The organism is Ensifer sp. VA4 (genome assembly GCF_055710065.1).
The window spans coordinates 29,387-44,362 of record NZ_JBVQPO010000001.1 but is presented as its reverse complement, the minus strand read 5'-3'; the positions used below and the strand labels follow the sequence as shown (position 1 = coordinate 44,362).

Sequence of the window (14,976 nt, the reverse complement as noted above, 5' to 3'; positions counted from 1 at the left end):
CTTGGACTGCTGCATCCGATCTCCGAAGCGACTTTACGGCACATAACGTCGTTTTTATCTGGATAAGGCTTGAGGCGCCATAACCCTTCTTTTATGTCGGGTCTTCGATTGATTGCATGGTGAAAATATAAAGGAGCAGGCCAGGACGATGGATGTTGCGGCCCTGACATTTCTGGCCCTCGCACTCCCTTTCGTGGGGGCTTTGGTCGCGCCGCTGCTCACGCGCCTGCTCGGGCACAAGGCGGCCTGGGTTCTGGCACTCTTCCCCGCGGCCATTGTCCTGCATTTCACCCGCTTCTGGCCGGAAGTGGCCAAAGGCGAGGTGGTCACCGGCGGCTATGCCTGGATCCCGTCGTTCAATGTCAGCTTTTCCTGGCTGATCGACGGTCTGTCGCTGACCTTCGCCCTGTTGATCGCCGGCATCGGCACGCTGATCGTGCTCTATTCCGGCGGTTACCTGAAAGGCCATCCGCAGCAGGGGCGGTTCTTCTCGTTCATCCTGATGTTCATGGGGTCGATGCTCGGCCTCGTCGTGTCCGACAGCTTTCTGATGCTCTTCGTCTTCTGGGAACTGACCTCGATCACGTCGTTCCTGCTGATCGGCTTCGACCATTCGCGCGAAGCGGCCCGGCGTGCGGCGCTTCAGGCGCTGGTCGTGACCGGAGGAGGCGGGCTCGTCCTGCTCGCAGGACTTCTGATCATCTGGAACGTCAGCGGCGTCACCCAGCTTTCGCTGCTCATGGCCTTTGGCACGGAGATGCGCGAAAGCCCGTTCTATCTGGCGGCACTTCTTCTCGTTCTCGGCGGCGCCTTTACGAAGTCGGCGCAGTTCCCCTTCCATTTCTGGCTGCCGAACGCGATGGAAGCACCGACACCCGTCTCGGCCTATCTGCATTCGGCGACCATGGTGAAGGCTGGCGTCTATCTGCTGATGCGGCTCAATCCCGTTTTCGGCGGTACGCCTGAATGGCAGATCCTGCTGCCGCTCTTTGGCGGTGCTACGCTCGTCATCGGTGCAGCCCTTGCCTGCCGTCAGACCGACCTGAAGCTGATGCTCGCCTATACGACGATGGCGTCGCTCGGCCTGCTCGTCATGCTGACCGGTCTCGGCGCCCCGCATGCGATCGAGGCGGCGGCGCTCTATCTCGTCGCACACTCCCTGTTCAAGGGCGCGCTTTTCATGGTCGCCGGCATCATCGACCATGAGACCGGCGCGCGCGACGTGACCAGGCTCGGGGGCTTGCGCTCGGCCATGCCTCTCACCTTCGTCATTGCGCTTGCCGCGGCATTCTCGATGGGCGGGCTGTTCCCCTTCTTTGGCTTCATCGCCAAGGAGGAAATCTATTACGCACTCTCCGGCTTCGACCGCCGCTCGATGGTCTTTGCTGCGCTCGCGATCTTCGGCAATGCGCTGATGTTTGCGGTGGCCTTCGCCGTAGCCCTCAAGCCATTCGTCGGTGCGAAGGTCGAGACGCCGAAGGCAGCGCACGAGGCGCCGGTGCTGCTCTGGCTCGGGCCGGCGCTGCTCGCCGCCAAGGGGCTTTCGACGGCCTTGCTCTCGGGGCTGACCCATGAACTCGTTTCGACGCCGATGGCATCGGCGATATCAGGCGAACCGCGTGCGGTCGCGATATCGGTCGTTCCGCACGTCGGGATGCCGTTGGCCATGTCGATCGCGACCGCGTTGATCGGGATCGTCTTCTACCTCAAGCTCGATCGCCTGCGTGACTTCATCGCCACGATCCTTGCCGATATCGGCTGGGGGCCGGACCGTGGTTTCGACCAGTTCATTCGCGGGCTCGTTCGTTTTTCCGGGGCGCTGACGCGCCGGCTGCAATCCGGCAGGCTCGACGTTTACATGACGGTGACCTTCATCCTGGTTGCCTTCGTCCTGCTGCTCGTTCCGCTCATCTATGGCGAACTGCCGCGCGCGCCGTTCTTCGCACCCGACGTACCGCTGCACGAACTCGCGATTATGGCAATCGCGGTCATCGGTCTCCTTGCCGTCGTACTCGCGCCCGATCGGCTGACGGCGATCGTCTCGCTCGGCATCCAGGGCTTTGCCGTGGCCGTCATCTTCCTGCTCTATGGCGCGCCGGACCTCGCCTTCACGCAGTTCATGATCGAGACACTGTCGGTCGTCGTTCTGGCGCTGGTGATGACAAGGCTCAGGCTCTCGCCGTCCGACCATCGGCCGCTCGCACAGAAGGTCCCGGATTTCGCCATCGCGCTCGCCTGCGGCGTCGGCTTCAGCTTGATGTTGCTGAAGGCGACGGGTGTTCCCTTCGACGCCACGCTGACCGAATTCTTCAATCTCTATTCGAAGTCGATCGCGCACGGGGCCAATGTGGTGAACGTCATCATCGTCGATTTCCGCGGCACGGACACGCTGGGCGAGATCGCCGTGCTGATGGTCACCGGTCTTGCCATCCTGTCGCTGGTCCGCTTGAGGGCCGGTTCGCTTCGCCGTATCGCCGACAACGATCCGGATGCGGAGGAGCGCGCATGAAGTCGGTGATCTTCCGGGCCGTCGCCCCGTTTCTCGCCAGCCTGATGGTGCTGTTTTCGATCTTCGTGCTGCTGCGCGGCCATAACGAACCCGGTGGCGGTTTCATCGGCGGGTTGATCGCAGTATCGGCGCTGGCGATCTACGGCATCGCCTGCGGGGTCGAGACCGTGCGCCGCGCGATCTATTTCCATCCGATGGCAATCGCCGGCGCGGGGCTCTTCGCATCGGCGGTCGCTGGACTGATCTCGATTGCCGCACGCGTCCCGTTCATGACCGGTCTCTGGATCTATCCCTCGGTTCTCGGTGTGGAGATCCCGCTGTCGACCGTGATGCTGTTCGATTGCGGCGTCTATCTCGTCGTCGTTGGCGCGATCAGCTCGGTTGCGCTTTCGCTCGAAGAGCGGGGAGGCGAGTGATGGAAGCCTGGTTTGCGTTGCTCGTCGGCATCTTCTTCACGGTGGCGGTCTATCTGCTGCTGTCGAAGTCCATCATCCGCGTCTTGCTTGGCGTCGCCATCCTCGGCAACGCGGTCAACCTGTTGATCTTCACCGGCGGGCGGCTGACGCGCGGCGTGCCGCCGGTTATTCCCGGCCACCAGGATACGCTCACGGGACCGGCCGCAAACGCTCTCCCGCAGGCGCTGATCCTGACGGCAATCGTCATCTCCTTCTCCTTCTTCGCTTTCCTGCTGGTTCTGGCCTGGCGCGCCTACGAGGAACTGCAAACCGACAATACCGACGAGATGCGCGTAGCCGAGCCGAAGGACGAGCCGGCTCCGCCGCTTGGATACTGACCGACCCATGGCCGCTTCGACTTCTCCCCCCGCAGATCTCTCCGCCGCGCTCGTTCTCGATCCGGTCGCCTCTGCCGAATGGCTGGTGATCCTGCCTGTCGCCTGGTGCCTGGCGATCGGCGCACTGCTGGTGATGCTGCGCCGAAAGATCGACTGGCACCCTTACATTGCGGTCCTTGGTCTTGCCGGCCTCGTTCTCATCGACGTTTTCCTGCTCCGGCATGTACTCGCAAGCGGTCCGTTGACGATGGTCATGGGGCGCTGGCTGCCGCCCTTCGGCATCGCCTTCACCGTCGATCTCAGCGGCGCGCTCTTTGCGCTGGCCGCCTCGGTGGTGGCGCTTGCCGGCGGGATCTATTCGCTGGCCGATATCAATGACAGCGGCCGGCGCTACGGCTTCTATCCGTTCCTGATGCTCCTGATGGCGGGGGTCTCCGGCGCCTTCCTGACCGGCGACATCTTCAACCTCTACGTCTGGTTCGAGGTGCTGCTGATTTCCTCCTTCGGCCTGATCGTACTCGGCTCCGAGCGGGAGCAGATCGACGGCGCAGTGAAGTACGGCTTCCTCAACCTGATCGCGACCACGCTGTTCCTGATCACCACAGGCTATCTCTATGCGAGCTTCGGCACGCTCAACATGGCCGATATCGCTCGCAAGGCGGAAGGTCTTGCCGGTACTGCGCCGCTGATGACGCTGACGGCGCTCTTCGTGCTCGCCTTCGGCATGAAGGCGGCGGCCTTTCCGGTCAATTTCTGGCTGCCGGCTTCCTATCACACGCCGCGCGTCGTGGTGTCGGCGCTCTTCGCCGGCCTGCTGACCAAGGTCGGCATCTACGCCCTGATCCGCGTCACCGTGATGCTGCTGCCGCTCCAGCGCGAGGAACTGAGTTTCGTCATTGCCCTGGCCGCCGCGCTGACCATGCTCGTCGGCGCGTTCGGGGCGCTGGCGCAATCGGATTTCCGCCGCATGCTCGGCTATCTCGTGGTCGCCGGCATCGGCTCGATCCTCGCCGGTATTGCCGTCGGTGGCCCGGGAGGTATCGGCGGCGCGATCTTCTATGCGCTGCACTCGATGTTGGTGATGACCGCGCTTTATTTCGCATCCGGCGTTGCGGCCAGGCTCGGCGGCAGCTTCTCGCTTTCGTCGCTTGCAGGCCTTTATCGTCGCCATGCCGGTTTCGCGGCGCTGACGCTGATGCTCGCCTTCGCCGTTTCCGGTCTGCCGCCTTTCTCCGGCTTCTGGCCGAAGGTGATGCTGGTCAAGGCGGCGCTCGATATCGGCGCCTGGTGGTTGGCAGGGGCCCTGCTTCTCACCGGTTTCCTGACGACTGTTGTCACCGGGAGGTTCTTCCTGTTGGCCTATTGGCGCGATGCTGGCGCCGGCGAGGGAGCGACGGCGTCCGCGACGATCTCGCCCGCGGCACTCCTGCCGCTCACCGCATTGACCGTCCTCGCCCTGGCGATCGGCCTCTATCCGGAGCCGCTGCTTGCGACCATTCAAACTGCGGCGACCGGGCTCGCCGAGCCCTCGGCCTACCTGAACTCGGTTTTCCCGGGAGGTGCCCCGTGACCAAGTTCCTCACCATCAACCTGGTGTTCACGGCGATCTGGGGTGCGATCAGCGCCAGCTTCTCGCTGGCCAATCTGATCCTCGGCTTCGCCGTCGGAGCCCTGTCCCTGTGGCTGATACGGCGCGAGCTCCAGCCCGTCACCTATCCCGTGCGACCGCTCAAACTGTTCCTGCTGACGGCTCTGTTCTTCAAGGAGCTGGCAATCTCGGCAACCAAGGTCGCCCTCATGGTGATCCAGCCGAAAATGGTGTTGAAGCCCGGCATCTTTGCCTTTCCGCTGACGGTCAAGAGCGATTTCGAGATCGCGCTGCTCGCCAATCTCATCACGCTGACGCCGGGAACTCTTTCGGTCGACGTCTCCGACGACCGCCGGACGCTCTACGTCCATGCGCTCGATTGCGCCGATCCCGGCGGCTTGCGGCGCGACATCGCCAACGGCTTCGAACGGCGGATAAAGGAGGCTTTCGAATGAGCCTGCCAGACCAGATCGAAGCCTTTGCCACGGGCTTCGCACTTATCGCGCTGTCTATCGCCCTTCTGATTACCGTCTGGCGCATCATCCGCGGTCCGACCTTGCCGGACCGCGTGCTCGGCCTCGACATGCTGGTGGCGATCGCCATCGGCCTGATTGCCGTCGTTGCGATCCGCACCGGTTTTAACCTTTACATCGACATTGCCATCGCCCTGGGCCTGGTCGGCTTCCTGGCGACGGTCGCCTTTGCTCGTTTCGTGCTGGCCCGCGGGCTTTCGCCGGAAAGCGCGCCGGAAGCAACGCGCGTCTCCACACCGCGATCCAACGCGGTCCGGCGCAAGCACAAGGGAGGCCGCCGATGAACCCTGTCCTGAACATGGCCATCGCCGTATTGGTTGCCGCCCTGTTGATCGTCGGCGCGGTCTTTTCGCTGCTTGCGGCAATTGGCATCTTGCGGTTTCCTGATCTTTACACGCGGATGCACGCGGCGTCGAAGGCCGGCACCATAGGTTCCGGCCTGTTGCTGCTGGCTGCAGGCGTCCATTCTCTGGATGCGGCAATACTGATTCGGGCGCTTGCAGGCTTCTTCTTCTTCGTGCTGACTGCACCAATTTCGGCTCATCTCTTGGCAAAAGCCGCACATCAGGCCGGTTACAAACTTACGAAACTGTCAGTCGTAGATCAGCTTCCGCAAAAGGAAGAGCCACGTCGTCGCTGATCGATGACATTTCTGTATCTGTATTTCAGAACTTTGCGATGCAGTGTGGCCATTTTAGCAATTTGGAGATAAAGTTGCTAAGTGTCGGCAAATTTATGTTTGGACATTTCACGCTTCGATGTTAATCGGGTAAATGTAAAGTGTCGTCGCGGAAAATACTTTGATCTGAAATTCCAGCTTGAGTTGTGAATGTTTGGTTGTTGCTTTGAGAGTTCGGTCGTCCCGGTGACTCGGCAGCAGGTTTCGTAATCAAAATTCCAACTCTTGATATCGTGGCCGGCGTTTGTCTTCGCCGCGTTTGATGGTCCATCCCAAGGCAGCGAAGGCTTCCTGACGGCTCTTGCAAGCGTTCCTCCCCCGAGACGTCGTTTCGGGTTGTGCTGAAGTCCGATAGGAGAAAGAAATGACTGAAACAGCGCTTGGCGCGAGCCATGAACTTCTGGTTGAACTGACGGCGGAAATCGTTGCCGCCTACGTCAGCAATCATGTGGTTCCCGTCGCCGAGCTTCCCACGCTGATCGCAGACGTGCACTCGGCCCTCAACAACACCGCGGCGCCGGCACCGGTTGTCATCCCGGTTGAAAAGCCGAAGCCGGCCGTGTCGGTTCGCAAGTCCGTCCAGGACGACCAGATCACCTGCCTCGAATGCGGCGGCACCTTCAAGTCGCTGAAGCGTCACCTGATGACCCACCACAATTTGTCGCCGGAAGAATACCGCGAGAAGTGGGACCTGCCGACCGACTACCCGATGGTCGCGCCCGCCTATGCGGAAGCACGCTCGCGCCTCGCCAAGGAAATGGGCCTCGGCCAGCGCCGCAAGCGCCGCGGCAAGTAAGGCTTCAACCGTCTGGTGAAGCATTGCGGCTGTTTGCTGCGAGTACCTGACGGCATTTGGTTTGATCACGAAGGGCCGGGCCTGAGCGTCCGGCTCTTGTGCTTTGTGCTGTCGGGTCCTGACAGTCCGTCAGGCGGCCAGCCGAAGCTCCGCTTCGTTCTTGATGCGGCGGATCATCGAGCGCAGGCCGTTGGCGCGCTGCGTCGAGAGATGCTCGATCAGGCCGATCTTGCCGAAGGTATCGATGGCATCGATCTCGGCGATCTCCGAGGCATGTTTGCCGGAAAAGATGGCGAGCGCGATTGCGACAAGGCCGCGCACGATATGCGCATCCGATTCACCTTCGAAAGTCAGGACAGGGTCCTCCGGATCGCCCGTCGTCTGGGTGACGAGCCAGACCTGGCTGGCGCAGCCCTGAACCTTGTTTTCCTGGGTCCGCTTGGCCTCAGGCATCTCCGGCAGCGCCTTGCCGAGTTCGATCACATAGCGATAGCGATCCTCCCACTCGTCGAGGAAGGCGAAATCGTCGATAATCTGCTCAAGCGTCGTCATGATCCGGGTCCGTTGTCAGAATATTATACCCCCGCCGGCCCTTGCCGCGAACGAGGTTCGTCCCTGCCATGCCCTTTGCTGTCGGGCACGCAGGCTTTCAGCCCTCATATAGGGGATCGAAAGGCCATTGAGAACCGTCAATAACGGTTGTCTTGGGCATCGGCGGCATTTCGCAGGCAGGTCAGATCGAAACGCTTGACGGAAAGGTGAAGGCATTTCCGACGCTTGCGTCGATCCCGCCGAGTTTGCCGATGGTGGCCGACAAGACATGGCCGGCCGCGCGCGCATCGTCAGCGCCGCGGGCAGATCCATCGTTGCGCAATTCCTGCTCGGCCCTTCGCAACAGTTGCTTTACCTGTTCGGCAACCGATTTGAGTTCGGCGACCACTTTCACGGTGGAACCGGACTCGCGATCTCCGTCGCTGAATTCGCGATAGGCGCGCTCGGCGAAGTTTGCCGGCTCGGAGGGCGCGACTGCATCGTCGCCTGTCGCAGCACCTTCCGTCTGCGCATTGCCGGCCTCTGGCAGGGCAGCCGCGGCTGCGGCAGATGCAACACCATCTGCCGCTTCGATACCGCCTGCGCCGGCCAATTGCTGGGCGGCGGACCTAAGCAGCGACGCCTTGTGCGTGGCTGGCTCGGGCGCGATCCAGGGTTGTGCCAGCAAAAAAGAAAACGCCGCGAGGGGATGGGATCCTCGCGGCGGCCACGACAGGGCGGCAAGTCAGGCAGTTAAGTTGCGGATGGGTGAATGGCGGCCCGCCGGCCCCGACCGAGGGCCTGGCGTGATTACTGGATGATCGCGGCCTTGGGATCGAGGCGCTTTTCCGGAACCGGCGTGCGCTTGAAGACGGGCTCTGCGTCGATGGTGCTGACCTCGGTGGTCGGAGCGGCCACATCGGCCTGCGGCTTTACCGTGCCGGTCATCGCCGGTGCGACCGTTCCGGTCGTCACCTTGGCATCGGGCTGGGCATCGGTTTCGGCAAACTGGGTATCCAGGAATTCATAGGCGATACGAGCGCCTTCGCGAGCCCGATGACCGAGGGCGACGAAGGTCTCGGCACCCTTCTCGCAGATCTCAGGCTTCTGGATGCAGATGGCGCTGATGTATTGGAAAGCCTCATTGGCGGCGGCGAAGGTGTCGCCAAGCTCGACCTTGGGGGCGTGCTCCAGCTTCTGCGAACTCGACGGATCGAGGAACGGCAGCAGCACCAGCACCAGCGAGAACCAGAATGTCGCCTTGATGAGAAACCACATGTTCTGCCCATCCTTCGTTCAGTTGCCTGAGCTCACCGGTCTTCTAGCCGGCTTGTGCGCCTTCGGCATCCCGCAGCGCCGCCGTATCCCCTGATACCCGCTCACGCTGCCGTCGTTTCCTCGGGGAACCCGCTGCCTTCGATGCAGCGTCGACCCTTTGTTGACACCGACACTAGGACGGGAATCACAAGACGGCTTTTCAAAATCGAGCGGCATTTGCTTCAATTTTTAATGAAATGCCGCCGTCGGCTGCTTTGCCGCGCATTTGTGTCGCATTTTAGCTTTCACCGTTAAGGTTCGTGGCGAACCTCTTGGCGCGAAGCCCGGAAGCGTCGGCAATGGCGTGCCGGTGGGGGCGCCACAATCATTAACAGTGTCCAGAAAATGCACAGAAATCCGTTGCTTACGCCCCGTTAACCACAAGAAATGAAGGTCGCTCGATTTGCTTCAAAACGGGATTTTTCAGCCGTTTCGCACCGTTCCGACACGGGCGCGTTTATTCTTTCATTAAGCCGGGGGTGCGAGATTCCGACATGTCACGAGGCAGTCTGAATCGCGATTCCCAGGTAGGGGAATTCGGTCGCGCCAGCCTCGCAAGAACAACAAATGTAGCAGGGTAAAGCGTGAGCGTATTGCGTAACATGGCTGGCAGATGGGCGTCCCGCGTGGACGAGGTCGCGGCCCTGTGGCTGCCCCGTCGTGAAGCTTCCTCGCTCGCCGGACGCCGCGATACGAAACGCCTGCGTGCCGTCGCGGCCGTCTCGCTGACGACGCTGCCGGTGGTGCCGCTCGCCCTGTCGCTCGCCATGCCCGTGTCCTCGGCCCTGCCGCTCGGCACCGCCCTTTGGGCTTCCGCTTCGCTGCTGGCGGCGGCCGTTGCGATCGCTCGCGGTCGGGCGCCGGACGCTGGTGCGCCGGCTCCGTCCGATCCCGCCCTCCCGGACCTCTCGGCCGCCTATGATCTTTTTGCGGGTATCGTCACCGTGCACGACCTGCGCGGCAACGTTCTCTCCGTGCATGGGCGCGATGCAGCCGAGCACCTGACGTTGATGCGCGACCCCGCAGGCCGCGGATTCATCGAGCAGATTCACGTCTCCGACCGCATCACCTTCCTGAGCGCGATCGACATCCTCCGCCAGGGCGGCGACCGGGCGACGGTCGATATCCGCATCGAACGGCGGACATTGCCGATTGAAGGCGAACAGTTCGTCTACATGTCCTGCGAACTGGCGCCGCTACGCGATCGCGATGGCAACCTGACGGGGATCCTTGCCCAGTCGCGCGATGTCTCCCAGGAGGCCGGTCTGCGCGCCGAGGCCGCTGCCCGGACGGCCGAGGCTGAGTCTGCGAACGACGCCAAGACCCGTTTCCTCGCTGCCGTCAGCCACGAACTGCGCACGCCGCTCAACGCCATCCTCGGTTTCTCCGACGTGTTGGCCGGCGAATATTTCGGCAAGCTCGAGAACGATCGCCAGCGCGAATATGTAGGCCTCATCCACAAGTCGGGCGAACATCTGCTCTCCGTCGTCAACACCATGCTCGACATGAGCAAGATCGAGGCGGGGCGCTACGAACTCCTGCCCGAGCCTTTCCGCGTCGCCGAGGCGGTTGCCGCCTGCGAGGCGATGCTGTCGCACCAGGCCGCGGAAAAGGGCGTCAAGCTGGTCAGCCGCGTCACCCGCGGCATCGGCGAAATCAATGCCGATCAGCGCGCCTTCCAACAGGTTCTCATCAACCTGATCGGCAACGCCGTGAAGTTTACGGACCATGGCGGTGTCGTGACGATCGACGCCGAGGTGGATGGTGCGATGCTGAAGCTCTCTGTCAGCGATACCGGCATCGGTATCGCCGCCGACAAGCTGGAACTGCTCGGTCAACCTTTTGTCCAGATCCAGAACGACTATACGCGCCGCTACGAGGGCACCGGCCTCGGCCTTTCGCTGGTCAAGGGCCTCGTTGCGCTTCATGGTGGCGACCTGACGATTCGCAGCCGCGAGGGCGAGGGAACCATCATCGTCGTGACGATACCGCGCGACGGCTCCGGCATCGCCGTTGCCGAGCGCCAGGAACAGCGTTCGTCGGTAACGGTGGAGTTTCCGCCACGCCTGCGCGATGGAGAAACGAAACCGGTTGCCGAAGGGGGGCGGCCCGAAGACGTCGGTTTGAACGAGGAACGGGGATATGGCGCCGCGCAAGCGAAAACAGCCTGAACGGAAGAAGGTCGCGCGGCGTGCGCCCGGCCTGGCCGTGCGCGGGCTGGCTCTTGCCGGACAGGGTGTTCGACTTGCCGGCCGCCTGATGGCGCGTCATCCGCTGGTCTCGGGCGGCTCGGCCGCCTTCCTGGTCGTGTTCTCCTTCGTGGCCGCCAATGCCATGTGGTATCAGCACGGCGTGCACCCGTCGCCGCTCCTGCGCACCCGCGTGCCGCTCGTCAGTGCCGAAACCGCGCAGCGGATCGCCATCGCCAAGGGTGAGGAGGTCGAGCAGCGCAACGTGACCACCTTCGTCATCGAACGCGAGGGCGAGGCCAAGGCCAAGGCGGACAATGTCGAGGACGTGATCGCCGCTGCTTCCGCGGACCTGCCGGCGGACAAGCCGTCGCCCGAGCGCGTGGCAAGCGTGCCCGGCGGCGCAACCTCGAAGCTCGTCGCCGACATCCAGAAGGAATTGAACCGGATCGGACTTTACGACGGCGCACCGGACGGCCGCAGCGGCCCGCGGACGGCGGCAGCGATCCTGCGCTTCGAAGCGCAGGCGGGCCGCGCCGAGACGGGCTTGGCAAGCACCGAGTTGCTGCAGGCGCTGCGAGCCGTACCGAGCGACAAGGCTGCTCAGGTCACGCCGGCGGGAAGGCCTCTCGCCGAGACAAAGGGCAACGGCGTGGAGATCGATCCGGTCGCTGCCGCCATTCGTTCCTCCGAGAAGGAAGGTAATTTCATTCCGCGTGCCGAAATCCCGGCTTCGAGCGACCTGGTGCTGAACATCCAGAAGGGGCTGAGCAATCTCGCCTATGCGGATGTTGCGGTCGATGGCGTCGCTGGAGAGCAGACGCGGGCAGCGATCCGCCACTTTGAAAAACACTACCGCCTGCCGCAGACCGGCGAGCCGAATGCGCAGGTCTTGAAAAAGCTCAAGGAAATCGGCGCACTCTGATCGATGGTCGGGTTTGACCGCATCGCCGATTTGCCTGCGCCAGCCGGCACGTGTATCAGCCTTCCATGCGCTTGAAGTCTCACATCTTCGTCTCGTCCCTGTTGCGCCGCGCGTTTTCGCTCGGCGGCTATGCGGCCGTGCTGCGCAAGGGAGCGGAGGAGGCCGGCGCGATCTTCATCCGCCAACGCACGCGGCTCGGGACCGAGACGCTCTTTGCCCCGGCACCGCAGAATTTCTTCGCCGACGAAGTCGATGTCGGCCGCAAGTTTGAAGTGAGGTTGCGTGACAGCGACGCCGAAGGGGTCGATGCAGCCCTTGCGAGCGAGATCCGGTTCGATCCGGATTGCTGGATCGTGGAAATCGAGCTGGACGACCATGGCGAACTGTTTGAGGTCGTTCCGCAGGATGGCGCAAGCCGGTCCTGACACCGATTTGCCGAACGTGCGAACCTGCTTGCCTCTCCACTTGGCGGAGGCCGCAGGACGCGCTCACGGACGATCAAATCGACTTGCATCAAGGCGGCGCAAGATGAGAGATTTCTGCGTCTAGCCGCGTCGCCGGCCGAAAAGTCGCAGTGGCTGCACATTGCCGGCGGCCGCTGCGATCCTGCGAGGACCGATCTGCCGCGCATCGTTGGCGGGATTTTCAGCGAAGTATGCTTCGTGCCTTGCAGCCGGGGTCGATTCCCCGGCCTCCGCCTCGATCCAGGCGTCGAGCTGTTCGCGGCAGGCGGCGCGGTTCATGGCGCCGATCAACGCTTCGGCATGGGTCGTCTCGCCGAAAGGCTCGCGAAGATGCGGATATAGCGCCTTGAGCACGAAGCCGGCATCGGATGTCTCGACATCGAGCGCGATGAGGCTCGTCGCGAGCCGCTGTCCGGAGATGTCGAGCAGGATGCGTTCGACTTGCGCGTCATTGGTGCCGAGTGCCTGGCCGAGGACACGTGAGAACAGGATGATCTCGCCGCTGCGGGCAAAGCGCGCGAGCAGCGCCGCATGCACGTCGCCGATCGCGTCGGTTGAGGTCGTCGATGCGGTGCTGCGTGACCCCGCTCGTGCCAGCGTCTTGATCTCGTGTCGCAGCGCCTCTTCGCGGGCCGCGCGCACCGAAGCGGCCTCGGCCTCCGGGTTCGCCCGCTCGGCCACCACCTGCCTTGCTGCGTTGCGTGCGGCGAGCCCGGGCGGATTGTGATGCTCGACCAGGGCATCGACGACAAGGGGAGAGAGGTTCGGGCGGCGCGCGATCGCCGCGGCATGTTCCGGCCCGCGGTCGCGGATGACCGCGATCAGGGTGCGGTCGGTGATCGCCTTCGAGCGGGTCAGAAAAATCGCGGCAATCGAAATCGGCATGCCGCCGATCAGTGCGGCGACCGGCTCCGGGATCTGTGGACACTGGGAAAGCGCTGCCGCCGCCTGACGGCGGGCTTCGTTGCTGGAACCGAGAAAAAGCGGCTCGAACAGTTCGGCAAACTGCTTCATGTCGGACTTGCCGGGGATGCGCAGGCTTTCGAAACCGGTGACCGTCGCCATCAGGACGACGTCCTTCAAGCGGCCGGTCTGTGGCCTTTCCAACTCACGAAAGCGATCCGTCACGATAATTCCCTGCACGCAAAACATGATCGCCGTTTCCGGTGATCCGGAAAGGCACACGTCGCAAAAATTAGAAGAAAAGCGTTAGCGTACTGTTAACTATGGATGTTGGAGCTTTATTCAGGCTTGCGGCACATGCGTGGCGCCCGGCAAGGCCGACAGATTGCCGATGGGCCCCGGCATTTCCCGGGGACATTCGCGGCATCAGCCATAAAAAATCCACATGCGGTCACGAGTTATCGCGGCGACGGTCAAGGGCTCCGGACGCCCGCCGACGCCTGGAGGCCAAGTGAAGAGGGGCCTCTCCATGGGAGATATGGAACTGTGAAGAAATTTATCCTGCGCGCAGCGGCGGTCTGCGCGCTGCTTGCGGCCCCGGCGATCGCCGAAGCCGCGGAAGGCTTTGCCACTGCCAATGTCAACATGCGCTCCGGTCCGAGCACCCGTTATCCGGCGGTATCGCTGATTCCGGTCGGCGAATCCGTCGAAATTCACGGATGCCTGGCGGATCTGCCGTGGTGCGACGTCTCGTTCTATGGCGGGCGCGGCTGGGTTGCCGGGCGTTACGTCCAGGCCGACTATCGCCGCAATCGCGTGTATGTCGAGCCTCGCTATTATCGCCCGCTCGGCATTCCGACGGTCGTCTTCCAATTCGACAGCTATTGGGACCGCAACTACCGTGGCCGCGATTTCTATCGTGAGCGCGATCGGTGGCGCCGGGGACCGGATTGGGTCGATGACAGCCGGGATCGTCGCTACTGGGAACGGCAGCGCGAGCGCGACCGCCGCGACTGGGAAACCGGCCAGCGTGAAGAGGAGTGGCGTAGCCGCGAGAGCGAATGGAACCGCGAGCTGACGGTGCGTGAAGATCGCCGAGAATGGGAACGTCGCAGCGTCCGTATTCGCCAGGACGATGGCGGCATCTACGAAGGCGCCCGCCCGGCGCCGTTTGTTCGGTGCGAGTTCGACGATCCAGACTGCGACGATTGACGTGAAGCGCCGTGCTTCGGCGTTATTCCGGTGAACAGAAAACGGGCGGCGCGACCGCCCGTTTGCTTTTGGTGGGCTCGGTTTCTGTGGTCTCAGGCGGAACCAAACGCCATCCGGAGCGTTGAGACCGCGCAGACAAGGGAGCGTTGCAATGGTGGAAAAGAAACTGGAGGCCGTGCAGAAAGTCGGTGAAAACGTTTCGCAGGTGCAAGCGCGTGCCGAGGTTGACGTTCAGATCGCCGAACTGCGGGCGGAAATCGCTCGACTGACCGAAGCTGTCTCGGCGATCGGGAGCGGTACGAAGGCGGTTGTTCAGGGGGAGGCGGAACTGATGGCGGAACGCGTCCGCGAGCGGGTACGCGAGGAGCCCTTGTCGACGCTGGTGGCGGTTGCCGGTGTGTCGTTCCTGCTTGGTCTGATATCGCGACGCTGACTGCGGTTTGATGCCGCTCCGGATTGTTACCGCGGATACATCTCGAGGGATCGTCTGGCGCGATAATGAGTGTAAGGTTGGTGCCGTAGTGGTGTATTAGCATT

At 62.8% G+C, this 14,976-nt stretch carries 17 protein-coding genes; 13 read left to right on the top strand and 4 right to left on the bottom strand.

Annotated elements, in window-relative coordinates; genetic code table 11:
- The first annotated feature begins 148 nt into the window (after positions 1-148).
- The 8 genes from AC0C6X_RS00200 to mucR all read left to right on the top strand — a co-directional run bounded on the left by AC0C6X_RS00200 (position 149) and on the right by mucR (position 6,898).
- Positions 149-2,509 carry a putative monovalent cation/H+ antiporter subunit A gene (locus AC0C6X_RS00200; RefSeq protein ID WP_173515939.1) on the top strand — a complete coding sequence of 787 codons (2,361 nt, stop codon included), beginning with the start codon at positions 149-151 and terminating at the stop codon, positions 2,507-2,509.
- Complete coding sequence (locus AC0C6X_RS00195; RefSeq protein WP_173515940.1) at positions 2,506-2,925, top strand: Na(+)/H(+) antiporter subunit B; 420 nt, start codon at positions 2,506-2,508, stop codon at positions 2,923-2,925. The genes AC0C6X_RS00200 and AC0C6X_RS00195 overlap by 4 nt, the downstream gene beginning before the upstream one ends.
- Complete coding sequence (locus AC0C6X_RS00190; RefSeq protein WP_173515941.1) at positions 2,925-3,302, top strand: Na+/H+ antiporter subunit C; 378 nt, start codon at positions 2,925-2,927, stop codon at positions 3,300-3,302. Before AC0C6X_RS00195 ends, AC0C6X_RS00190 begins: the two co-directional genes overlap by 1 nt.
- A 7-nt stretch (positions 3,303-3,309) precedes the next feature.
- On the top strand, positions 3,310-4,872 hold the full coding sequence (locus AC0C6X_RS00185; protein ID WP_472951264.1) for a Na+/H+ antiporter subunit D: 1,563 nt from the start codon (positions 3,310-3,312) through the stop codon (positions 4,870-4,872).
- A complete protein-coding gene (locus tag AC0C6X_RS00180; protein ID WP_173515943.1) occupies positions 4,869-5,345 on the top strand; it encodes a Na+/H+ antiporter subunit E in 477 nt (158 codons plus the stop codon). The genes AC0C6X_RS00185 and AC0C6X_RS00180 overlap by 4 nt, the downstream gene beginning before the upstream one ends.
- On the top strand, positions 5,342-5,707 hold the full coding sequence (locus AC0C6X_RS00175; RefSeq protein ID WP_472951262.1) for a cation:proton antiporter: 366 nt from the start codon (positions 5,342-5,344) through the stop codon (positions 5,705-5,707). The genes AC0C6X_RS00180 and AC0C6X_RS00175 overlap by 4 nt, the downstream gene beginning before the upstream one ends.
- Entirely contained in the window at positions 5,704-6,063 is a 360-nt protein-coding gene (gene mnhG, locus AC0C6X_RS00170) for a monovalent cation/H(+) antiporter subunit G (RefSeq protein ID WP_376741622.1), read from the top strand. The genes AC0C6X_RS00175 and mnhG overlap by 4 nt, the downstream gene beginning before the upstream one ends.
- A 403-nt stretch (positions 6,064-6,466) precedes the next feature.
- Positions 6,467-6,898, top strand: coding sequence for an exopolysaccharide biosynthesis transcriptional regulator MucR (gene mucR, locus AC0C6X_RS00165; RefSeq protein ID WP_043620098.1), 432 nt, complete (start codon positions 6,467-6,469; stop codon positions 6,896-6,898).
- A gap of 129 nt (positions 6,899-7,027) precedes the next feature.
- Here the strand turns inward: mucR and AC0C6X_RS00160 are convergent, their stop codons facing one another.
- The 3 genes from AC0C6X_RS00160 to AC0C6X_RS00150 form a co-directional block, all read right to left on the bottom strand.
- Entirely contained in the window at positions 7,028-7,450 is a 423-nt protein-coding gene (locus AC0C6X_RS00160) for a SufE family protein (protein WP_173515945.1), read from the bottom strand.
- Positions 7,451-7,631: 181 nt separating this feature from the next.
- Entirely contained in the window at positions 7,632-8,117 is a 486-nt protein-coding gene (locus tag AC0C6X_RS00155; RefSeq protein WP_472951259.1) for a hypothetical protein, read from the bottom strand.
- 122 nt (positions 8,118-8,239) lie between these two features.
- On the bottom strand, positions 8,240-8,707 hold the full coding sequence (locus AC0C6X_RS00150; protein ID WP_173515947.1) for a DUF5330 domain-containing protein: 468 nt from the start codon (positions 8,705-8,707) through the stop codon (positions 8,240-8,242).
- A 641-nt stretch (positions 8,708-9,348) separates the two neighbouring features.
- On the opposite strand from AC0C6X_RS00150, the gene AC0C6X_RS00145 reads away from it, so the two are divergent.
- From AC0C6X_RS00145 to AC0C6X_RS00135, 3 genes are all read left to right on the top strand, one after another.
- Positions 9,349-10,917 carry a sensor histidine kinase gene (locus tag AC0C6X_RS00145; RefSeq protein WP_173518099.1) on the top strand — a complete coding sequence of 523 codons (1,569 nt, stop codon included), beginning with the start codon at positions 9,349-9,351 and terminating at the stop codon, positions 10,915-10,917.
- Positions 10,889-11,860 carry a peptidoglycan-binding domain-containing protein gene (locus AC0C6X_RS00140; protein ID WP_472951257.1) on the top strand — a complete coding sequence of 324 codons (972 nt, stop codon included), beginning with the start codon at positions 10,889-10,891 and terminating at the stop codon, positions 11,858-11,860. The genes AC0C6X_RS00145 and AC0C6X_RS00140 overlap by 29 nt, the downstream gene beginning before the upstream one ends.
- A gap of 65 nt (positions 11,861-11,925) precedes the next feature.
- Entirely contained in the window at positions 11,926-12,285 is a 360-nt protein-coding gene (locus AC0C6X_RS00135; protein ID WP_472951255.1) for a DUF1491 family protein, read from the top strand.
- A 120-nt stretch (positions 12,286-12,405) separates the two neighbouring features.
- Here AC0C6X_RS00135 and AC0C6X_RS00130 read toward each other — a convergent pair whose 3' ends face one another.
- Positions 12,406-13,476: a DUF2336 domain-containing protein gene (locus AC0C6X_RS00130; RefSeq protein ID WP_472951253.1), complete on the bottom strand. Its 1,071-nt coding sequence runs from the start codon at positions 13,474-13,476 to the stop codon at positions 12,406-12,408.
- A 297-nt stretch (positions 13,477-13,773) separates the two neighbouring features.
- On the opposite strand from AC0C6X_RS00130, the gene AC0C6X_RS00125 reads away from it, so the two are divergent.
- Both AC0C6X_RS00125 and AC0C6X_RS00120 read left to right on the top strand, forming a co-directional pair.
- Positions 13,774-14,439 carry an SH3 domain-containing protein gene (locus AC0C6X_RS00125; RefSeq protein WP_472951251.1) on the top strand — a complete coding sequence of 222 codons (666 nt, stop codon included), beginning with the start codon at positions 13,774-13,776 and terminating at the stop codon, positions 14,437-14,439.
- Between the two features lie 151 nt (positions 14,440-14,590).
- Entirely contained in the window at positions 14,591-14,872 is a 282-nt protein-coding gene (locus AC0C6X_RS00120; RefSeq protein WP_173515952.1) for a hypothetical protein, read from the top strand.
- Positions 14,873-14,976: the final 104 nt, after the last annotated feature.